This is a genomic window from Thiofilum sp. (genome assembly GCF_016711335.1).
Taxonomy (GTDB): Bacteria; Pseudomonadota; Gammaproteobacteria; order Thiotrichales; family Thiotrichaceae; genus Thiofilum.
In genome coordinates this window covers 292,574-313,907 of sequence record NZ_JADJTF010000001.1, presented here as the reverse complement: position 1 = coordinate 313,907, position 21,334 = coordinate 292,574, and the positions used below count along the sequence as shown (strand labels likewise).

Sequence of the window (21,334 nt, the reverse complement as noted above, 5' to 3'; positions counted from 1 at the left end):
ATCTCTTAAGGAGTGACCAATGAAAAGCCTATTAATTGTAGCTCATGGTAGTCGTAAAGCGGAATCCAATGAGGAGGTGCGTCAGCTAGCTAAGCGCTTACAAACCGAGTCGAATACTTATACCTTAGTCAGTAGTGCCTTTTTGGAGTTAGCCGAACCGTCTATTCCTGATGGTATTCAATACTGTATCGATCAGGGGGCTACTGAAGTATTGGTATTACCTTATTTTCTGTCGGCTGGACGCCATGTGAGCCAAGATGTGCCGAGTTTAGTGCATGAAAAACGCCTAGAGCATCCTGAGGTGAGTATTAAAATGGCAGCTTACTTGGGTGCAGCAGAAGGATTAGTGGGTTTAATGTTAGAGACCGCTAAGCAGGTTCAATGTAATCGGTGTAGTGCGAAAGAGGTTTGTGCTTACCCTAGCTGTATTGAGTCGAGCTGAAATATGAAATGAGATAAAAAAATGGGTGCTACCAGTATGTCGTATGAAGCTAGCGACCTTGAACCAGAGGTTCAAGTGGGTATTAGTGTAATCTTATTAGGCTTACCGATGTACGGTCATGCACACCAAGACTACAAACTAATTCCCGGGGTAGAGTATTAGGCTCAAGGATTTTACCCACTTCATTACGAGCACTCCAGAAAGCACCCTTAGCCCGAATACTACTCTATTAGTGCAAGGATGAAAAGTAAAAACCGATGCTTAAACTTAGATCTTTTGCTGTAGCTCTACAACAAGCGTTCAAGCACTTGAAAGGGTTAATCATCGCGCTAGCCCATGATATTTATCGCGGTGATATTACTTTACGAGCTACTGGATTAGTTTATACCACCTTATTATCTTTAGTACCTTTATTAGCCTTAGGATTTTCAGTATTAAAAGGCTTTGGGGTACATAATCAATTAGAGCCTCTGCTAGTAAATTTTCTTAGTCCACTGGGTGATAAAGCACAGGAATTAAGTGTGCAAGTATTAGGGTTTGTCGATAATGTCAAAGTAGGGGTTTTGGGCTTTGCAGGATTGACTATTTTATTATATACCGTAGTGGCTTTATTACGCCAAGTGGAGGAGGCTTTTAATTACGTTTGGGAGGTGGAAAAGGGTAGATCTTTACTCTATCAATTACGTGATTACTTAGGGGTAGTATTAGGTGGACCAATCATAGTATTCACGGCCTTAGGTATTTGGGGCAGTATACAACGCACTTCATTTATTCATCAGTTATTAGAGTTAGATTATTTAGCGGGATTATGGGGGAATATAGGGTTATTAATACCCACCCTGATTTTGACTCTGCTGTTTACTATTATTCTTTTATTAATGCCCAATACCAAAGTACATTGGGCTGCGGCATTAGGGGGAGCTTTATTTACTGCCTTAGCATGGCAGGTTGCAGGACACATCTTTTCAGCTTTCGTGGTGAGTTCAGGACAACAAACGGCTATTTATTCTATTTTTGCGGGTTTGTTTTTATTAATGTTATGGATGTATTTAGGTTGGCTAATTATATTAATAGGTGCACGTTTAGCCTACTATTTACAATACCCTAATACACTAAAGCGCAGTAATAGTGAAGAGACTATTAGCCCGCATCTTAAATCGATACTTGCTCTTCATATCTTAGTGATTACCACTAAACGGTTTATAGCAGGGCAAGAGCCTATTACTTATGAGAGCTTACTAGAAAATCTAACTTATCACAAAGCGGTAGTGAATGAAGTACTAACTGATCTCAGTCAGGCAAAACTCATTTATCATAATACGCTAGAAAACGATTATTTGATCCTACTACAAGATCCGCGCAATATCAGTATTAATATGATTATTAAATTAATATGGTATGGTATTGATAGCCCAACTTATGCCCATGATTTAATTGAATGGCAGCATTTGAATTTAGAGTTCAACTGCCCCAAAATCAATAGTGTTGAGCATGACTATACACTTTATGAGCTAGCTCAAGTGACAAACCTAGGCAACAATACTTCCAGTTGATTAAATCCTTTATTTTGTGGCGCGTATTTGTTATTACTGCTCGATTTAGCTTCTAGATTATTATACTTTTCACGCTCGGCTACTAACCAATGCACTAATGCTTGCATCGCATAACCCGAGTTAATCTGCCATTGATCTCGATCTACTTTGCTGAGCCAATGGGTATCAACTTGAATATTTTGCAGTAAGTTAGCGTACTCCTCTTTATTATGTGTGGACTCTAAATTGCTCAAATCAATTAATAAATTATCATCAATGAGGGCTAATAATTCAGAGTAAAATGCTTTGGGCGAGCTATTAATTTGTAGATTAAGCTTACGGGGCTTTTGTTTCGGCTCTACCCCTATGCCTAATAAAATAATCGCACCATCAATCATTAGAGCTAATAAAGCAGAGCCTATGGCGGCTTCCTCTAAGTAGCGCATTTTTAAAATCGGTGCTAATAAGCCTATTTTCATATCTTTATCAAAATAGGTATTGATAAAGTCATGATGTAAAGGAGTGCTAGGATCTAAGATACTTACATACTCATCGGTTAAGCATTCAAAATTAGGTTCTAGAGTTAAGCATTTTTTATTGATCTGAGCCAATGCTTTCATATCGGCTTGGAAAATTTGCTCAGCATTATGGTTTGCCAAATCATAATCAAAAAAAGGCTTGAGGCGCTCACTGAGAAGCTGTGCCTCCATCAGTTTTTTATTAAGTGTTTCGCGCTTAGTGACTAAATGTTTATAAATAGGACCTTCGCCTTTGGCAGAGCTACGCTTACCATTCTTCTCATCGGCTATGGAAAGCTCTAGTTGCTTGATTTCACTTTGATAACTATTAATTTTATTTTTGATAGGTGTATAAACATTAGCTACTAAGCGCTGATGAGCAGACAGCGCCCTAGTATAAGCGCTGTTCTCACTACTTTTCTCGGTAAGGACTTCATAGTAAGAAAAAAAGCTAGTATAGACACTTAAGAAAATTAAAATACTAATAATAGACCATTTCAGCAAGCGACGATCTGATAGGGTACTTTTAGAGTATACTAAGAAAAACAGTAAAAACTGTATGGTTCCTCCCGCTAAAAGTGCTGGAGCAAGCGGTAAAATTTGCATTGCCCCATAAATGGTCGTAAAACCACTAATTAAATTTAAAATAATTAAAGCAATAAATAATTTTATATTTTTGATGGGTTTATATTTAAATTTAATTTTTTTGGTATTAGTGGCATGATTTTCTTTGGGTAAGCTAGGTCTCATTTTGCCACAGCGTGAGCATTGATGCTGAGTAAGAATTTCCTCTAGATGAGGGTCATCTTTTTTACCAGTACAACGCCAAAAGGTTGTATGATCTACATCTACGTTGGGATTTAGAGCCAGCATAGCCTTTATGCCTCTTGAATACTATAAGTGTGTATTATTAATAAAATTACTAAATTAAGTAGGTAAATAGTACACCGAAAATCTAAGTGTTTTGTAAGTCATTAATATTAGGAAAATATTCATTAATACCATTTAATATCCATTCGATAGGAGATAGCATATTAATGGGATTAAAAGCTACTTGAGTATTAATTTTGTAGCGATTTTCCTCGTAACTATAAAGAGTATTGATTTCCTGAGTTTCATCGGCTTTAGGTGCTAAATCAGCATAATTGATGAGTACAGAGCTATTAGCTTGAGCAACAATCTTTAAAGGATTAGTCGGTTCACTAGGCTTTTTATCATTTAAATATAAAACATTACTGCTTTTTAGCTCAGGAGGATTTGCATTGAAACGATAGGTTTTAGCTACTTTTGCAGCAAGTTTTTCAGGTTGTTCAGTACTAGGTTCTATTTCTTCGATAGGAGATTTAATAACACCATTTTTATCTTTATAGACACCAAAGGGTGAAATATAAAAAAACTTACAGCGATTGTTTTTATTAGGTATATCACTGATGCGTTTTTTTCTTTCATCTATTTTGATATGAAAATAGTTATTAAACCAATTAAGGTTAATATTAGGACCTAATAGTTTAAGTAGTGCATCTTCTGGTGTGGATTGTTGATGTGTTTCGTAAAAATCTGCATGATCTACTTTTGTAATACAAAAAGCTACATACTGCTCTAAGCGTTCGGTATTAGCCGAGCGAATTTGCATTTTGTTCAGTAGATTGCCCAGTAGTTTAATATAAGATTGACCCGTAGTGAGAGGTGGGTCGGTTTGTAAAGGGCTAACAAAGAAAATAATACCGTGGCAACTATTAAAATAGTCGTAAATATTTTGCCTATTAACCTCTAAGTCTTTTTCTAATAATAGTTCGCCAGATAGATCAATAAAGTTAAGTTCGGTAATACTTCTGTTATAATTATTGATGAGTTTGTAGGTATAAACCGTTTTATTGGCACTACAATCGGTTTTGGGTATAAATTTACCTTGTTCAATTAATAGTTCTTTATTGTAATCAACGAAATCTAAAGTGTTTTCGTCCAATAAAACACGCCATTGATTAGATAAGTTGAGATAGTGATAAAGCATGGTCATATAGACAGTCTTACCAGCATTAGGTAGTCCCCATAAACCTAATTTAATTTTTTTTACTGGTGCAACAGCTACAGCACTCGCAGATGCGTTCATACAGTAAGCCCCCATTTTTAGTTTTATTCAGATAGCTAGTTATTATTTATCTCTGAATTAGTGTTTAGTGCTAGGCTAAAATTGCGCGTTACACTCTTAAGACTTGTAATAAATGTTTATATTAAATTAATTTATAGATCAAATTATTACCAACTCATTTAGGATTGTCAAGTTAAAAGAGCTGATAAATCTGTGAGTTAGCTTATAGACACAAGGCATGAACCCACTATGAATACTGGAGTTTTAAGAGGGAATAAGTAAATTTTTATTATACTGCTGGAGTAGCGCATCTAATTTATCTTGTAAATTTTGGAGCTGTTGATGAAGCGCTTGCTCGTCAGTGCTGAGCATACTGGATTGCTGTAAGTTAAGTAATTCGTGCGCTAGATTAAGGGCTACGACCACGGCAATACGATCAATCCCTATCACTTTGCCACTATCTCTTAGGCGGCGCATTTCCCCATCGACACGTTTAGACGACTCAATCAAAGCCGCTTGTTGTCCTTCAGGGCAAGCGATCACGTACTCTTTGTCGAGTATGCGTACTTTGACGGGATTAATATTATTATCCATAAATCATTAAGTTTGGGATGATGAGGGTGTTTGTTGTTTCAGTTGAGCAATAATAGCTTCTATTTGGGCGCAAGCCTTAGTATTTTTCTGGTCTAATAATTGACAGGTTTTCAGTAATTGTTTCTCCCGTTGACGTAGGGCTTCATTTTCACTCGCTAAATTGTCTATTAAGCGGTGAAGTTGCTCAAGCTGTTTTTCTAGTGCACTAAAGCGACTAGCAATCAATGGGGTTTGATTTAGTGTGGTCATACAACATCAATAGCAAGCAATGAGAGTAAAAGTAGGCGAATAGCAGCCATTGGGCACATAATACACTTTTCACCTTTAAGGAGTACTGGTTTGAGTGACAAGCTACCTGATTTTTTAGTGTTGGAGCAAGCGCTAGAGCGTATTAATGCGGATCATACGGCTTCTGAGGCGCAAGGTATGGCGTGTGGCATGCTAGCGGTCAATCGTGAGACGCGCTTGTTGGTTTGGCTGAAACAGGTATTGCCCAAACAAGCAGATGCACAAGATGTCTATGTACAAGAGTCGGCTAAACTGCTCACCCAAGTATTTGAACAGGCTAAAAAGACTTTAAATGGTAATGACTTAAGCTTTGAGATTTTACTCCCACCCGATGAGTTTGACTTGGATGAGCGGGTATATTGCCTGCAACAATGGTGTCAGGGGGTAGCGTTTGGAGTGGCCGCTTCTGGGTTAAAAACACTCAAAGATTTGAAGCCAGCCTCTAAAGAATGGTTCGAGGATATGGTGAAAATTGGTGCATCGGGTGAAATGGACATAACAGACGAGGACGAGTCTGAAGCGGCATTTGAAGAGCTAAAAGCCTTTTTAAGTACAGGGATTTTAATGTTCAATGAGGAAACTCAGCCGATTGTAGGTCAGCCACGCCAAGCACATGATGAAAAAACGTTGCATTAAATACTAATAATGATTGAGGGTTGCAGTAGATGAGAGACACACCACACATTAGCGCTGCCGAATATGCCAAACGCCGCCAGCGCGTACTGGATCAGCTTGGGGCAGATAGCATTGCGATTATTAATTCCAGTGGTTTAAAGACCCGTAATCACGATGCTGAATATATTTTTCGCCAAGACAGCGATTTTTATTATTTAACTGGATTTAATGAGCCAGAAGCGGTTGCGGTGCTGATTCCTAATCGAGCGGAAGGAGAATATGTACTGTTTTGCCGTGAGCGTGATCCTGCCGCTGAGCAATGGACGGGCTATCGTGCAGGTGTAGAAGGCGCTAAGTCGCAATATGGTGCGAGTGAGTCTTACCCGATTAGTCAGCTCAATGAAGTGATGCCTAAACTACTTGCCAATAAAGATCAGGTTTATTACCGCCTTGGTATGGATTGGACGTTTGATCAGCAGGTATTTACTTGGCTTAATAGTGTGCGTGCACAAGTACGTGCCGGAGTCAAAGCACCACAAACCTTTAAAGTGCTAGATCAAATTATCCATGAAATGCGTTTGATCAAGTCTGAGGCAGAGCTAGACATGATGCGCCATGCGGCTAAAACCTCAGCGCGTGCTCATACTCGTGCGATGCAAGTGTGTAAGCCCGATATGTATGAATATGAGGTAGAAGCCGCTATTGCCTATGAGTTCCGCCGTGATGGTATGGAAACGGCTTATACCTCGATTGTAGGGGGCGGTAAAAATGGCTGTATTTTGCATTATATTGAAAACCGCGATCGGTTAAATGATGGCGATTTATTGTTGATTGATGCGGGAGCGGAGTATCACTGTTATGCCAGTGATATAACTCGTACCTTCCCTGTAAATGGTAAGTTTTCTCCGGCGCAAAAAGCACTATATCAAATCGTTCTCAATGCCCAATATGCGGCGATTAATACCGTGCGTCCTAATGTTCTGTGGGACGATATTCATCAGGCTGCGGTCCATGCATTAGTGGATGGCTTAATTGAATTAGGTTTATTGACTGAAGCCAAGGACAAAATCATCGCTGAGGGGTTATACCGTAAGTTTTATATGCATCGTACCGGACATTGGTTAGGTTTAGATGTGCATGATGTAGGTGCTTATAAAGTCGAGGGCGCTTGGCGGCGCTTAGAAGCGGGAATGGTGTTGACCGTAGAGCCGGGGCTATATATTCCTGCTGAAGAAGGCATTGACCCTCAATGGTGGCATATCGGTATTCGCATTGAGGATGATGTATTGGTCACAGCCGAGGGGCGCGAAGTGCTTACGGCGGGTGTTGTTAAAGAAATAGCCGACATTGAAGCCTTAATGGCAGCAGGTAAGGATATTTAGCTATGTTTGATGTATTGATTGTGGGTGGGGGGATGGTAGGGGCGAGTTTAGCGGTCGCTCTTAAGCCCTTAAACCTCAAAGTGGGATTGATCGAAGCGTTTGCACTAGAATCGAATCAACAGCCCAGTTATGACGACCGCACAGTGGCGTTATCGCATGGCTCACGCTTGATTTACCAAGGGATGCACATTTGGTCAGAGATCGAGAGAGGCAGCGAGGCTATCCAGCATATTCATGTCTCAGATCGAGGTCACTTTGGCGCTACTCGCATTCATGCAGCACAAGAAAAAGTTCCAGCTCTCGGTTATGTAGTCGAAAATCGAGTATTAGGTCGAGTACTGTATAATGCTTTACCTGAGCCTCAGTACTTTGAATTATTCATGCCTGCAACCGTGACTGAGGTTGTGCCCAGTCCAGAGCAAGTCGATGTAGTGATTCAATCAGGCGCAAGTACTCAAACCTTAAGCACTCAAACCTTAAGTACTCAATTATTAGTTGTAGCCGATGGAGCGCGTTCCCCGATTCGTGAGCAATTGGGTATTACCACTACTCAACACGATTATGGTCAAACGGCGGTTATTACTAATGTGTCCACCGAGTACTTACCTAATCAAATCGCCTATGAACGTTTTACCGCTCAAGGTCCGATTGCCTTATTACCTATTACAAATAATCGCTACTCCTTAGTTTGGACTCAGCCCAATGTGGAAGTGCCTACGGTGATGAGTTGGTCAGATGCGGAGTTCTTAGCGCAATTACAAGACGCGTTTGGTTATCGTCAGGGGCGTTTTACGAAAGTGGGTAAGCGTGCTGCTTATCCTCTAGTACTGGTGAAAACCACGACTGAAACGGCAGAGCGCACTATTATTATGGGTAATGCTTCTCATGCGATTCACCCGGTGGCGGGACAAGGTTTAAATTTGTCCTTACGCGATGTGGCAGTACTCACTGATTTATTAGCCGATGCAGTGGCGACAGGTGAGGATATAGGCTCAAGTACCTTATTGGCGCACTATTCAGCGGCTCGCCAACAGGATTACCGCCAAACTATTACCTATACCGATAGTCTCGTGCGTTTATTTTCTAATGATCATGGTTTATTAGGTCATTTGCGTGCGGGGGGCTTGAGTCTCATGGATCGAGTGCCACCCTTGCGGCGTTGGGTGACTCAGCAAAGTATGGGCATTAATCAACGTAAAGCACGCCTAGCGCGTGGGGCGGAGTTGCGAGTATGAGTGAGTACTTTGATGCGGTCATTGTGGGGGGCGGTATGGTAGGCGGTACGTTAGCCGCTTTACTAGGACAAGCGGCTAAACGTGTTGCGGTCTTAGAAAGTGCTCCAGCTATTGAGTTAGAAGCCGATGCTCCTTATGAGTTACGCGTAAGTGCGTTAAGTCGTGCGTCTGAGCAAATCCTACGTAAGGTCAAAGCATGGGAGGGTATCGTTAAACGTCGTGCCGCACCCTATGAGTCTATGGTGGTGTGGGATAGCACCGGATCGGGTGAAATTCGTTTTGACGCGGCCGATTTAGGCGAGCCAGATTTAGGGCATATTATTGAAAATCGAGTGATTCAATTAGCACTACAAGAGCGTTTGACCGAGCTTGAGGAGGTCAAAGTATTCAGCCCAGCACAGTTTAAAACCGCTAGCTATACCCATAAGGGTTTAAAGATTGAATTAAGTACGGGGCAAGTACTGGAAACCGCGTTATTGGTAGGGGCGGATGGTGCTAGGTCGGCGGTGCGTGAATGGGCGCAGATTGATATGGCAGTAAATGACTATGCCCAACAGGGTTTAGTGTGTGTGGCGCAGACTGAGTTGCCGCATCAATGGACGGCGTGGCAGCGCTTTATGCCCACAGGCCCACTAGCCTTTTTGCCTTTGCCTGATCCACAGTTTTGTTCGATTGTGTGGACGCTTCCGTCTGATCAAGCGGATGCATATGTTTTGCAGGATGAGAGTACTTTTAAGCAGCATTTGGCTCAAGCTTTGGACTATCGGTTGGGGCAAGTGGTGAGTGTGAGTGAGCGGGCGGCGTTTCCTTTAAAGGGGCGGCATGCAGCGCAGTATTGTGCTGAGCGTGTGGTGTTGGTGGGGGATGCGGCGCATACGATTCATCCGTTGGCGGGGCAGGGGGTGAATTTGGGTTTAAAAGATGTGGCGGAGTTGGCGGAGCAGTTATTGCAGGATGCTAAGCACTGGGGCAGTTTTAAAGTACTACGCCGTTATGAGCGGGCGCGTAAGGCGGATAATGCGCTGACGCTGCATAGTATGGAGGGCTTTAGTTTGTTGTTTGGTAATAAGTTGTCAGTGTGGCAAGTAGTGCGCAATCAGGGTTTAAGCCTTGTCAATCAAATGTCTTGGGTGAAAGGGCAGTTGGCTCGGTATGCGTTGGGGGTGGGTTGAGTACTTTGCTGGATTTGTGCAGTGGATTGAAAAAGGGTGAGTCGTCACCCTTTTTTCATTAAAGCGGCTATTTTTACGTTGTGATAAAGTAAATTCTTTATTAATGATGAGTGTTTGCTGTGATTATGAGATTAGTGCTAGCTTGTTTTTTACTATGTGTGGTTGTTAGTGACTCAATAGCCGAAACAAGCGAAGCATTATTAGAGCAAAACTTTTTTAATTGCAAACAAGGTTATAACGATTGTGATTGGAGTGTGTTGACGGCTAAGCAGGGTCAGATTGTTAGGCAAGAAGCCTTAGACCGAAATTTTAGTAGTTGTAAGCACGGTTTTGCCGATTGTAACCCCAGTTTGCTGACGACTGAGCAGAGTCAGATTGTCAAACAAGAAGCGTTAGATAGGAATTTTAGGAACTGTAAGCACGGTTTTGCCGATTGTAACCCCAGTTTGCTGACGACTGAGCAGAGTCAGATTGTCAAACAAGAAGCGTTAGATAGGAATTTTAGGAACTGTAAGCACGGTTTTGCCGATTGTAACCCCAGTTTGCTGACGACTGAGCAGAATCAGATTGTCAAACAAGAAGCGTTAGATCGGAATTTTAGGAGCTGTAAGCACGGTTTTGCCGATTGTAATCCTAGTCTGTTGACGGTTGATCGTGATGAGGTCGTTGAGAGTGCTAAGGTCGTAGTGAATAAAGCTAAAGATAAGAGCTTAGTTTTTAATGTTCAGCACAAGCTCAAAAACCTAGGCTACGGCATTGGGCATCGTGGACAATGGGATGATAAGAGTCAATCCGCAGCCAACCAGTTTATACATGATTATGGGTTGGAGGTAGTGGCTGGCTACCGTCAACTTTTACCTTATTTACAACAAGCAGAAGCAGGTAAGTTAAAGCGCGTTATTAAGTCGGAGGAGGCAGAGTCGACGGTTGAAATAGCTGTGCCGAAGCCTGAGGTAATAGAACCTGAGGTAGTAGACTCTGATGTAGTGGAACCTGAGCCTGTTGCAACAGCCAACCCCAAACCTATTATTTTTGATCAGTTTTATGAGGAACGAAAACCCACGGTGTTGGTAGAACCGACGGTTGAAATAACTGTACCAGATTCAGAGGTGAAGCCGGAGGTGGCAGAGCCGACGGTTGAACAGGTTATACCGTTGCCTAAGGCGAAACTGGAAGTGGTAGAGCCGACGGTTGACATGGCTGTGCCAGAGTCAGAGAAGAAGCCGGAAATGGTAGAACCTATGGTCGAAATAGCTTTACCAGAGTTTGAGGTGAAACCTAGAGCAGTACCTAATTCCAGCAAAGATTTTAATATTTCAGAATATTCTTTTGGGGATTTACTGTTTCCTCCTGCATTAAAGACCCTGCTGATTGTTTTGGTAGGGGTAACTATTTGGAGTGTGTTGTGGAAGTGGTTTAAGGCGAAGCCAGATTCAGATTCAGAGCAAGAGCAAGAGCAAGATTCAAAAAATAACCAGAAACAGAGTACACAACAAACTTCAGAGATAAAATCAGAGTCACCAGTAGCTCCAATACCAGAACCTTCTTATCAGGCGGTAGTGACCAAGATGGTAGCTGCCATAGAAGGTAGTGAGAAGCTGCTAGAGTTTGCTCATCATTTTAAGTACTTGCCCTTAAAACCCGTGGTAGGCACATGGTTTGGCACTGTAGAGCGATGGGCTAAACGGTGTCAGGGAGATGTTAATTTAATGACGGAGGCTTTTTTAAACCACTATGAGAGTCGTTTGGAGCAGCGTTTTTTGGAGAAAAGTTGTGATCTGAACTCAATACCCACCCCTGAATATTTATTGTTGGATGTGAAGTTTCAGTCCTTTTGGGAACAGGAGGCTTATTACCGACAGTATGCTGATTATCCGCCTGATTGGGTGGCGCGTCGTACTTTGGTATCAATGCGGGAGCAAGCACTCTGTCAACGTTGTGGGGTGTTGTGTGATCTTAATAAGGCTCATATCCATCACATTATCCCCAAAGCGCAAGGAGGGGGGCATGGTTTAGACAATTTGGCGTTTTTGTGTCGAGATTGTCATAGTTGTATGCCTAGTGAGGGGCATTTGGATATAAGAGGCTATACTCGTTATCTGGTTTCTAACACGAGAAAACTACATACCCCTGAGTGTAAATATGGTGGGAAGTCTATTTGGGGTAAAGCGAGTAGTTGGCAATGGCAAAATGACTATACCTATTGCCGATTATGTGATCCTTTGGCTTATCACCATAAGCAGGTACAAGCATGGAAGCCTGATATTGTAAGAGTGTTTTCATCATATCGAGAAAAAATCAGGCATGAGTTAGAAGCTAGTTGCTAATTCAGAATTGACCTACCAGCATCATATCGTTTCTATCTATACATTCTCTTTCTTTGCTAAACAGTAGTTATACACGGCATCAATTCGGCTCAAACGAGTGAAGCTGAATTTCAGCATCTGGAAAAGAAGCGACCAGTTTTAACTCCCCACCCAAAGCACGAATGTAAGCCTGTAAAGTACTCACATACATATCTTCACGATGCTCTAATTTTGAAATAGCCCCTTGCTCAATACTCATAGCCTTAGCTAGTTCTACCTGAGTAATATTTCGAGCTTTTCGCAATTCTTGCAATTGCATTTCGACCAGAAAAGCCTCAGCACGAGCTGCTGCTTGAGCTTGGGCTTCTGGTGACATTTTAGCGCGTAAGGTACTGAATTTATTAGCCATACAACCCAACTAATTACCTAAATATTCAAGGTGTTTATCATACAATTTGTCAGCAATAGGAACGTGAATCTCATACCAACGTTTATCACCTGTTTTATCGCCACCAATTAACAAAATGGCACAACGCCGAGGATCAAATGCATAAAGTATTCGGTAAGGACGCCCTTCATGTTGAATACGTAATTCACGCATATGTGGTCATCCTTGATGCGAGTGAGGGAGTGCACTTGCTTGAGTTGCTAGCCTAACTTAATTTCAAGGGCGGCAATAAAAATACCAAAAATCAGCATAATAAGCGTTAAGCCGAGGGATTGTATCCAATTGCGGCCAGCAGATCGCGTCATCGTTAAACAAAATAGGCCTAACAATAACCCACTCACTGCAATAGCCAATAGTAACGAGAGTCTTTCGTCTAAAAGGTCTAGTGAACCCAAGCCTAAAACAAATAACGGTAAGAAACCTGACTGTACAATAGGCCAGTCTTGCTGAAAGGCAGGGATAATATGAGTTTTTACTAAGCCATGCGCCACAACATGCGAGTAAACGTGAGCTATCCAAAATACAATTAAAGTAGCTAACACACTAAGCAGTGTTTCCAAAGCACCAGAAGTGGGGTCAGCATACCATGCACCGATCACGGCAATAGTAATAATAGTGCCATAAATACCGCTACCTACATTAGTACTTCCCGCTAGTTTCTGTGCGACTAATAAGCTGGTAGAGGGATGAATAGCAGAATTAATATTAGACTGGTGACTAGAACCCATAGCGTTTACCTTAAACTTTGAAATATTCCTTTTAAGGAAATAAATATTATAGAAATAGCCCCAAGCAATGGGAGTCTTCTGCTCTAGAAAAATTATTAAAATTAAAGGTGGTAGGTGGAGATATTTTACAAGACAGATTGAAATTCAGAGAAATGCCGAGAGCGAGACTCGAACTCGCACGTTGTCACCAACGGTGGATTTTGAATCCACTGCGTCTACCAATTCCGCCATCCCGGCTTAGAGGGTCATCATTGTAGCGTTTTTTAGCGCATTGTCGATAGTTTTTTTGTATTATCTGCACCTATGAAACTAAGTGACTTTTATTACGAACTGCCCCCTGAACTGATTGCCCATTATCCACTACCGGAGCGCTCAGCTAGTCGGCTCTTAGTCGTGGACGGCACAACAGGGGATTATCAAGATCGGTATTTCACCGACATAGTAGCGTTATTAAATGCAGGCGACCTATTAGTATTTAATGACACCCGCGTGATTCCTGCCCGTTTACACGGACAAAAAACCACGGGTGGTAAGGTTGAAATACTGATTGAGCGCATTATCGATGAGTTTTCGGCATGGGCGCATATCCGTGCTAGCAAAGCACCCAAAGTCGGTACGCGCCTAGTGCTAGAGTCGGTTTTGGAAATAGAGGTAACAGGTCGTCAGGATGATTTGTTTCAAATTAAACTAATCGGTACGCTGCCTATCTTAACGGCACTTGAACACTACGGACACATGCCCCTACCGCCCTACATCACGCGCCAAGATGAGATTAGTGACCGCGAACGTTATCAAACCGTGTTCGCTGAGCGTCCGGGAGCGGTCGCTGCCCCAACCGCTGGGTTACATTTTGATGAGGACATTTTAAAGCGCTTAAAAGCTAAAGGGGTTAAGTTTGCCTCGGTGACCTTGCACGTAGGAGCAGGAACATTTCAACCCGTGCGAGTCAGTAATTTAGATCAGCATGTCATGCACGCCGAGTATGTGGAGGTGAGTGCTGAAACCTGTGCTGCCGTACAAGCCTGCAAAAGTCAGGGGGGGAAAGTGATTGCAGTGGGCACAACCACGGTACGCAGCTTAGAAAGTGCGGCACGGAGTGGGGTGCTTGAACCTTTTCATGCCGATACGCAACTGTTTATAAAGCCCGGTTTTCAGTTTAATGTGGTAGATGCCATGGTCACTAATTTCCATCTACCCGAGTCCACCTTGTTGATATTGATTTCTGCTTTTGCCGGATATGCTAATATTTTTAAAAGCTATCAACATGCAGTTAAAGAGCGTTATCGATTTTTTAGTTACGGTGACGCCATGTTTTTAACCCGTAGTGGGAACAATTAGTCAGTTTGTCAGTCAACTATTTGTTGTCTATTTGCAACTTAATGATAATTTTACAACATACTGTTGTAAAATCATCGTAAGCTATAGAATGAACATGAGCTTAAAGGGAAACCTGAAACTCATAGGTTATCGGGTTCGTTCTATAATGGGATGGCCCAGCATTCCTTTTTTAATGCTTTACTTAGGTAGTAATCTCCAGGATGGGGATTGCGTTGTCAGAGGAAAATTGAAGATGAAAGCTATGTTAAAATCTATGCTCCCCACAGTGTTAGCAGCCGCGTTAATGGTCGCAGTATCGGGTACTGCCAGTGCTGCTCCCCTAACTTTACCCTCTAATAGTGCTGATATTTATCGTGTATCAGGTTTGACTCCGGGTAAAGTACTACGTTTATATTCTGAGCCCGGTCGTGGCATTATCGTAAACATTCCACACAATGGTCGTTGGATTGTGCGCCGTAATGCTCAAGTACTCGTGGGTGATGTACTATGGGAAAAAGTCTCTTGGGACGACCAAACGGGTTGGGTAGTGTCCAGTCGTTTAGCGTTTGATGCAGAAGCTACTGAAATCGCTCGTACCCGTCGTGAGTGTATGCGTAATCCAGCCGTTAAAGACAAAATGTGCTGCGGTTATCCTGAAGCAGCTAAGGGTGTACCTTTCCGTTCAGTACCTATTTATTCTGTACAAGGCTTAAAAGCCGGTCAAAGCTTAATGATGTATGTTGAATCTGGTGAAACTGCCATTGCAGTTGAGATTCCACATAATGCTACTTGGGTAGTAAAATTAGGTAAAATTGCTCAAGTCGGTGCGGATGAGTGGGCGCATGTTCGTTGGGCAGGTCAAAATGGTTGGGTTAATGCCAGCTACTTACGTTTAGACCCAGAACAAACTCGTATTGGTGATGCTAAGCGCCGTCGTTGCAGCAACGGTCCTTTATTAGCACCTGCTAAACCCGAATTAGTATGCTTACCTGCATCAGTAGTGCGCCGCTTACAACAAAGCAATGCATTACCTGCCGATTTATTAAAGCGTTTAGCCGCTGAAGCTGCCGCTGCTGAAGCTAAAAAATAATTCACTACCAACGCTGCGATTGTAGAAAAGGCGCTCAAATGAGCGCCTTTTTTAATAGTCATAAGTCATAGTGCCAAACAGCTTTTAAGCATTCTAAAATGGATGTTTACCACAAGCCTCTAGGGTATTTTGCATCAGCATAGCTACGGTCATAGGGCCGACTCCTCCGGGTACTGGGGTAATAAACGCCGCTCGTTCTTTGGCTACCTCAAATTCTACGTCCCCTACTAAGCGCCCATCCTCTAAGCGATTAATACCTACATCAATCACCGTTGCACCTTCTTTAATCCATTCGCCTTTGATCATATTCGGCTTACCCACAGCCACGACTACAATATCGGCTTGACGTACTAAGTGCTCGGTAGTAGCACCACTAAAACGATGACAGATACTGACGGTCGCCCCCGCTAAAATCAATTCTAACATCATCGGGCGACCTACAATATTCGATGCGCCTACCATAACCGCATGCCGCCCTTTAAAAGGCTCACCAATACTCTCTAATAAACGAATCACACCATAGGGTGTACAGGGACGTAAGCCCGGAATGCGTAGGGTCAATTTACCAATATTGGTGGGATGAAAGCCGTCTACATCTTTGCTGGGGCTAATGCGCTCAATAATGAGTGAAGCATCTAAATGAGCAGGTAAAGGGAGTTGCACTAAAATTCCATCAATAAGTGGATCTTGATTCAGCTCATCAATCAGCTCAACGAGTTCATGATGCGTCGTTTCTACGGGTAAGTCATAAGAGCGCGACAGAATACCCACTTCCTCGCAGGCTTTGCGCTTGTGATTCACATACACCTGAGAGGCGGGATCATTACCAATTAAAATGACGGCTAAACCGGGTTGACGCTTACCTTGTTCCTGACGCTTTTGAATGTTTGCGCGTACCTCAGCACGGACTTGTGCGGCGACTTGTTTACCATCAATTAATTGAGCTGTCATAACCGGATTCTTCACCTTGTAAAAAACACATCATTGTACACACCACGCACTAACTGTCACTCACCATAAAGGCGACGTTTTAATTTTTTCTGTTTCAGAATAGTGGTGGAGATTTCTTCAATCGAGATATTGGTCGTGTCAATAAACGGGAGGCGATAACGCTGGTACAACTCACTTTGCCATTTTAATTCAAGCTCACACTGTTCAAGAGAGGCATAACGACTATTCGGGCGGCGCTCTTGACGAATTTGAGTCAGTTGTTCGGCACTAAGCGTTAAACCAAATAGTTTATCGCGATAGGGTAGAAGAGCTTTAGGTAGATCATGTGTCTCCATATCTTCTTCAGTAAGCGGATAATTCGCCGCAGAAATACCGTATTGCAAAGCCATATAAAGACAGGTAGGGGTTTTTCCCGAACGCGAAACTCCCACTAAGATAACATCGGCTTTATCAAAGTTACGCAGATTCATACCATCATCATTACTCAGCGAGTAATTAATCGCTGAAATACGATTAAAGTAGGAGGAGGTATTATGTACGCTGTGCGAGCGTCCGACTGCATGTGCCGAGGGTTGACCTAACTCTTGTTCCATAGATCCAATAAAGGTCTCAAAAAAGTCATAGATCACACAATTAGCTTGTTCAATATGTCTGCGAATTTCTGAGGTAATAATGGTACTAAAGACCAGCGGGCGTTTGCCGTCGCGTTCTGCGGTTTGATTAATTTGCTCAGCCACTTCGCGTGCTTGCTCTTCGTTTTCAATAAAGGGAATGCTGACTTTACGCCATTCAAAGCCATCAAATTGAGTGAGTAAACTATGTCCGAGGGTTTCAGCGGTAATACCAGTACGATCCGATAAGTAATAAACCGAACGTTGATTAGGCATAATTAAAAGCTCCTCCTGTTAATGACCACCTATTACTAATTACTAAGCTGTAATTAGCAGGGCAACTGTATAAATTGCCCTAGCTAACCGATTTAATAGCTCTAGTTTAGCGCGGTTCTAAATTAGCAAGATATAACCATGTATCGACCACCGTATCGGGATTTAAGGAAATACTGGTGATCTTTTGCTCATGCAGCCAAGCGGCAAAGTCGGGGTAATCTGAAGGACCTTGACCACAAATACCGATGTATTTACCTTGGCGATGGCAGGCATCAATAGCGAGCTTAAGCATTTTCTTAATTGCAGGATTACGCTCATCAAACAGATGCGCAATTAAGCCAGAATCACGATCCAGACCTAAGGTTAATTGGGTCATATCATTAGAACCAATGGAGAAACCATCAAAGTACTCTAAGAATTCATCGGCTAAGATGGCATTGGAAGGGATTTCACACATCATAATCAAACGCAGATCATTTTGACCGCGTTCAATCCCGTGTTTGGCGAGTAGTTGAGTTACTTGCTGCGCTTCTTCCAAAGTGCGACAGAAAGGAATCATCACTTCAACATTAGTTAAACCCATTTCATCGCGTACTTTACGCAATGCTTTACATTCCAAAGCAAAGCAGTCTTGGAACGAGGGTGAGAGATAACGCGATACACCCCGATAACCAATCATAGGATTTTCTTCATGTGGCTCGTAGCGATCACCCGCAATTAGATTAGCGTACTCATTGGACTTAAAGTCAGACATGCGCACAATGACTTTATTAGGATAAAACGCTGCGGCTAAAGTACTAATCCCTTCTACTAATTTTTCCACATAGAAACTGACAGGATCGGCATAACCCGCCATTTTTTCACTAATAGTCGCTTTTAAATCATTGGGTAATTGATCAAATTCAAGCAGGGCTTTGGGATGCACTTCAATAGTTTTAGAAATAATAAATTCTAAACGCGCTAAACCCACCCCTGCATTCGGTAAACGTGAGAAGGAAAACGCTTTTGAAGGGGTGGCGACATTCATCATGATTTTTACCGATAGCTCAGGCAGTTTACCGGTATCAGCGGTATTTTTAGCAAAGCCTAATAACCCCGGATAAATATAGCCCGTATCACCTTCGGCACAGGAAACGGTAATGGGATCACCATTTTTAATCAGTTTGGTAGCATTGCCACAACCGACTACAGCGGGAATACCCATTTCACGCGCAATAATAGCAGCATGACAAGTGCGTCCACCGCGATTAGTCACGATAGCCGACGCACGCTTCATAATCGGTTCCCAATCGGGGTCGGTCATATCAGTGACTAATACATCACCTTCTTGGACTTCATCGATTTGATCAATACCCATAATGACACGCGCGGGTCCTTGACCAATTTTTTGACCAATGGCGCGACCTTCTACTATAGGAGCTGCTTTATTTTCTAAGTTATAGCGCTCAATAATGGTATTGCTGCTACGACTTTCTACCGTTTCGGGACGGGCTTGAACGATATATAACTTACCATCCCCCCCATCGAGTGCCCATTCAATGTCCATAGGACGACCGTAGTGCTGTTCAATAATGAGGGCTTGGCGTGCGAGTTCTTCCACTTGCGCATCAGTAATACAAAAACGTTGACGGCGAGCACTGTCTACATCCCGCGTCAAGGTCGCTTTAGTGTGAGTACTTCCGCTGTCATAGACCATCTCTATAGCTTTAGTCCCTAAGCGCCGTGACAAAATCGCGGGACGATGCGTAGCTAAATTAGGCTTATAGACATAAAATTCGTCGGGATTCACCGCACCTTGCACGACCGTTTCACCTAAGCCATAAGCGCCAGTAATAAATACGGCATCACGGAAGCCAGATTCAGTATCCAGCGTAAACAATACCCCACTTGCCCCTATATCACTGCGCACCATCTTTTGTACGCCCGCAGATAGAAATACCTTGTCATGTTCAAAGTTTTGGTGGACACGGTAGGAAATAGCACGGTCATTATAAAGCGAGGCGAATACTTCTTTGATCGCGGCAATCACATTATCTAAGCCACGCACATTGAGAAAAGTTTCTTGTTGCCCCGCAAACGACGCATCCGGTAAGTCTTCAGCAGTCGCTGAGGAGCGCACCGCAAAGGAAGCGGTATCACCTGAGCCTTGAGCTAATTGATTATAAGCTTGAGTGACTGCATCCAATAAAGCCTGAGGTAAGGGGGCGTCCATCACCCAGCCGCGAATCGTTTTGCCCGCTGAAGTTAGCGCTGGAATATCATCTACATTGAGACTAGCGAGTAGGTCATTAATGCGCTGAGTAATTTGGTTCGAGTCTAAAAATTCACGATAAGCATGAGTCGTCGTCGCAAAGCCATTGGGTACGCTGACTCCCACATTAGCTAGGTTACTAATCATTTCCCCTAGTGAGGCATTTTTACCGCCTACTAGATTTACATCATGCATACCTAATTGGTTGAACCAAAGAATGTAATCAGCCATTGAGAACGCTCCTGAGATGGCAAGGGATGAAGTTAAAGGTTGTGTAGATGGTAGCATTAAGCATGCGGGTGCGGGGTGAAATTGTGCTATTGTTTTGTGCTTACGTGATGACGAGGGTGCTAAAAAAAGAGCGGCGTCCTAATTGACGCCGCAAGCACCACAGTTAGCATTTGATAAACATTCATTGAATGTTCGATGAGCGCTACCTTAACAAATCAGACCGTTATTGTTAAAATCAATTGTTTCAATCATTAGTATTGAACTACTCAATTATTAAGTCTTGAGCAACACAGTTATGCACTATTACAAGCAAACCCGCTATAAATTGCTGCGTACTTTTTGTGTAGTGGCACAGAAAGAAAATATTACCCATGCCGCAGAGCAACTACATATTAGTCAACCCACTGTTTCACTACAAATTCAAGCCCTAGAACGTGAAATGGGTGAAAAACTCTTAGAACGGCGTGGACCTAGTGTCAAACTCACTCCAGAAGGCAAAACGCTCTATCAATTGATTCAGCCTCTAACCGCAGGTATTGACTCATTACGCGAAACCTTTGCCGCCAGCTTGGGAAAGATTGAGGAAGGTGAATTAGATATTGCAGCGGGGCACTCTACCTCACTGTATATCTTGCCGGAGTATATTGAGCGCTTTCATCAAGCCTATCCGAGCATTAGGATTAATCTGCATAACTATAGTATGCCTGCGGGTCTTAAACCTTTATTAGAAGATCAAGTAGATTTTGCCGTAGGTTCTTTACCACAAGTCCCAGAAAATATTATCTATAAGCCGTTTGTAGGGTTTAAATCGATTTTGATTACCTCTCTCGACCATCCTTTAGCGCACAAAAAACAAGTGACTCTAGAAGATCTGAGTCCTTATGGCATGATTTTGCCACCGCGTAATGTGCCGATCTGGCATATGATTGATACCGTATTCCGTCAATATCACCTGCCCTATAAGGTGATTATGGAAGCAGGTGGAGGTTGGGAGGTAGTGAAACGCTATGTGGAACAAGATATTGGTATCTCCATCACTAATGAGATGTGTATTACTGGTAAGGAGCGTTTAGCTGTGATTCCAGTAGACCATTATTTTCCCCCACGAACTTATGGTTTGATTATGCGCCGAGGCAAATTTTGTACCCCTCAAGCTAAACGCTTTTTAGAAATGATCAATCCGGCTTTTTTAGAGGATATGCCTTAAATGAGATACCTATCTGACACGCTGAGTTTGTTTGCACACCAGCACTAGATC

At 42.6% G+C, this 21,334-nt stretch carries 20 protein-coding genes, 1 tRNA gene and 1 other RNA gene; 10 read left to right on the top strand and 12 right to left on the bottom strand.

Features of this window, described 5'->3' with window-relative positions; genetic code table 11:
- Positions 1-19 precede the first annotated feature (19 nt).
- Complete coding sequence (locus IPL34_RS01470; RefSeq protein WP_296836640.1) at positions 20-442, top strand: CbiX/SirB N-terminal domain-containing protein; 423 nt, start codon at positions 20-22, stop codon at positions 440-442.
- Between the two features lie 25 nt (positions 443-467).
- Here the strand turns inward: IPL34_RS01470 and ssrS are convergent.
- Positions 468-648: non-coding RNA, 6S RNA (gene ssrS, locus IPL34_RS01465), on the bottom strand.
- 51 nt (positions 649-699) lie between these two features.
- Between ssrS and IPL34_RS01460 the strand changes: the two genes are divergently transcribed.
- Positions 700-1,995: a YihY/virulence factor BrkB family protein gene (locus IPL34_RS01460; protein WP_296836638.1), complete on the top strand. Its 1,296-nt coding sequence runs from the start codon at positions 700-702 to the stop codon at positions 1,993-1,995.
- Here the strand turns inward: IPL34_RS01460 and IPL34_RS01455 are convergent.
- The 4 genes from IPL34_RS01455 to IPL34_RS01440 all read right to left on the bottom strand — a co-directional run bounded on the left by IPL34_RS01455 (position 1,959) and on the right by IPL34_RS01440 (position 5,424).
- The gene (locus IPL34_RS01455; protein WP_296836636.1) at positions 1,959-3,365 is read right to left on the bottom strand and encodes a hypothetical protein; all 1,407 of its coding nucleotides are present in this window, start codon (positions 3,363-3,365) and stop codon (positions 1,959-1,961) included. The genes IPL34_RS01460 and IPL34_RS01455 overlap by 37 nt on opposite strands.
- 82 nt (positions 3,366-3,447) lie before the next feature.
- Positions 3,448-4,602: a hypothetical protein gene (locus IPL34_RS01450; RefSeq protein ID WP_296836634.1), complete on the bottom strand. Its 1,155-nt coding sequence runs from the start codon at positions 4,600-4,602 to the stop codon at positions 3,448-3,450.
- Between the two features lie 243 nt (positions 4,603-4,845).
- Positions 4,846-5,175 (bottom strand): cell division protein ZapA, encoded by a 330-nt coding sequence (locus IPL34_RS01445; protein WP_296836632.1) that lies wholly within the window; start codon positions 5,173-5,175, stop codon positions 4,846-4,848.
- A gap of 6 nt (positions 5,176-5,181) precedes the next feature.
- A complete protein-coding gene (locus IPL34_RS01440) occupies positions 5,182-5,424 on the bottom strand; it encodes a hypothetical protein (RefSeq protein WP_296836630.1) in 243 nt (80 codons plus the stop codon).
- 90 nt (positions 5,425-5,514) lie between these two features.
- On the opposite strand from IPL34_RS01440, the gene IPL34_RS01435 reads away from it, so the two are divergent.
- The 5 genes from IPL34_RS01435 to IPL34_RS01415 all read left to right on the top strand — a co-directional run bounded on the left by IPL34_RS01435 (position 5,515) and on the right by IPL34_RS01415 (position 12,194).
- The gene (locus IPL34_RS01435) at positions 5,515-6,099 is read left to right on the top strand and encodes a YecA family protein (RefSeq protein ID WP_296836628.1); all 585 of its coding nucleotides are present in this window, start codon (positions 5,515-5,517) and stop codon (positions 6,097-6,099) included.
- A gap of 29 nt (positions 6,100-6,128) precedes the next feature.
- Positions 6,129-7,460 carry a Xaa-Pro aminopeptidase gene (gene pepP / locus IPL34_RS01430; RefSeq protein ID WP_296836626.1) on the top strand — a complete coding sequence of 444 codons (1,332 nt, stop codon included), beginning with the start codon at positions 6,129-6,131 and terminating at the stop codon, positions 7,458-7,460.
- Between the two features lie 2 nt (positions 7,461-7,462).
- Entirely contained in the window at positions 7,463-8,695 is a 1,233-nt protein-coding gene (gene ubiH / locus IPL34_RS01425; protein ID WP_296836624.1) for a 2-octaprenyl-6-methoxyphenyl hydroxylase, read from the top strand.
- Complete coding sequence (locus tag IPL34_RS01420) at positions 8,692-9,867, top strand: UbiH/UbiF/VisC/COQ6 family ubiquinone biosynthesis hydroxylase (protein ID WP_296836622.1); 1,176 nt, start codon at positions 8,692-8,694, stop codon at positions 9,865-9,867. The genes ubiH and IPL34_RS01420 overlap by 4 nt, the downstream gene beginning before the upstream one ends.
- A gap of 125 nt (positions 9,868-9,992) precedes the next feature.
- Positions 9,993-12,194 carry an HNH endonuclease gene (locus tag IPL34_RS01415; RefSeq protein WP_296836618.1) on the top strand — a complete coding sequence of 734 codons (2,202 nt, stop codon included), beginning with the start codon at positions 9,993-9,995 and terminating at the stop codon, positions 12,192-12,194.
- A gap of 79 nt (positions 12,195-12,273) precedes the next feature.
- On the opposite strand, the gene IPL34_RS01410 is transcribed toward IPL34_RS01415, so the two are convergent.
- From IPL34_RS01410 to IPL34_RS01395, 4 genes are all read right to left on the bottom strand, one after another.
- The gene (locus IPL34_RS01410; RefSeq protein ID WP_296836615.1) at positions 12,274-12,582 is read right to left on the bottom strand and encodes a helix-turn-helix transcriptional regulator; all 309 of its coding nucleotides are present in this window, start codon (positions 12,580-12,582) and stop codon (positions 12,274-12,276) included.
- Between the two features lie 9 nt (positions 12,583-12,591).
- Positions 12,592-12,774, bottom strand: coding sequence for a type II toxin-antitoxin system RelE/ParE family toxin (locus IPL34_RS01405; protein WP_296836613.1), 183 nt, complete (start codon positions 12,772-12,774; stop codon positions 12,592-12,594).
- Positions 12,775-12,821: 47 nt separating this feature from the next.
- Positions 12,822-13,349: a hypothetical protein gene (locus IPL34_RS01400; RefSeq protein ID WP_296836610.1), complete on the bottom strand. Its 528-nt coding sequence runs from the start codon at positions 13,347-13,349 to the stop codon at positions 12,822-12,824.
- 153 nt (positions 13,350-13,502) lie between these two features.
- Positions 13,503-13,586, bottom strand: a tRNA-Leu gene (locus IPL34_RS01395).
- A 66-nt stretch (positions 13,587-13,652) separates the two neighbouring features.
- On the opposite strand from IPL34_RS01395, the gene queA reads away from it, so the two are divergent.
- Together queA and IPL34_RS01385 are read left to right on the top strand one after the other, a co-directional pair.
- Positions 13,653-14,687, top strand: a complete 1,035-nt coding sequence (gene queA, locus IPL34_RS01390; protein ID WP_296836607.1) for a tRNA preQ1(34) S-adenosylmethionine ribosyltransferase-isomerase QueA — start codon at positions 13,653-13,655, stop codon at positions 14,685-14,687.
- A gap of 232 nt (positions 14,688-14,919) precedes the next feature.
- Positions 14,920-15,756, top strand: coding sequence for a hypothetical protein (locus IPL34_RS01385; RefSeq protein WP_296836602.1), 837 nt, complete (start codon positions 14,920-14,922; stop codon positions 15,754-15,756).
- A gap of 93 nt (positions 15,757-15,849) precedes the next feature.
- Here the strand turns inward: IPL34_RS01385 and folD are convergent, their stop codons facing one another.
- The 3 genes from folD to ppsA form a co-directional block, all read right to left on the bottom strand.
- A complete protein-coding gene (folD, locus tag IPL34_RS01380; protein ID WP_296836599.1) occupies positions 15,850-16,707 on the bottom strand; it encodes a bifunctional methylenetetrahydrofolate dehydrogenase/methenyltetrahydrofolate cyclohydrolase FolD in 858 nt (285 codons plus the stop codon).
- Between the two features lie 56 nt (positions 16,708-16,763).
- Complete coding sequence (locus IPL34_RS01375; protein WP_296836595.1) at positions 16,764-17,594, bottom strand: pyruvate, water dikinase regulatory protein; 831 nt, start codon at positions 17,592-17,594, stop codon at positions 16,764-16,766.
- Between the two features lie 106 nt (positions 17,595-17,700).
- Positions 17,701-20,076: a phosphoenolpyruvate synthase gene (ppsA, locus tag IPL34_RS01370; RefSeq protein WP_296836591.1), complete on the bottom strand. Its 2,376-nt coding sequence runs from the start codon at positions 20,074-20,076 to the stop codon at positions 17,701-17,703.
- A gap of 295 nt (positions 20,077-20,371) precedes the next feature.
- On the opposite strand from ppsA, the gene IPL34_RS01365 reads away from it, so the two are divergent.
- The gene (locus tag IPL34_RS01365) at positions 20,372-21,283 is read left to right on the top strand and encodes a LysR family transcriptional regulator (RefSeq protein ID WP_296836587.1); all 912 of its coding nucleotides are present in this window, start codon (positions 20,372-20,374) and stop codon (positions 21,281-21,283) included.
- Positions 21,284-21,334: the final 51 nt, after the last annotated feature.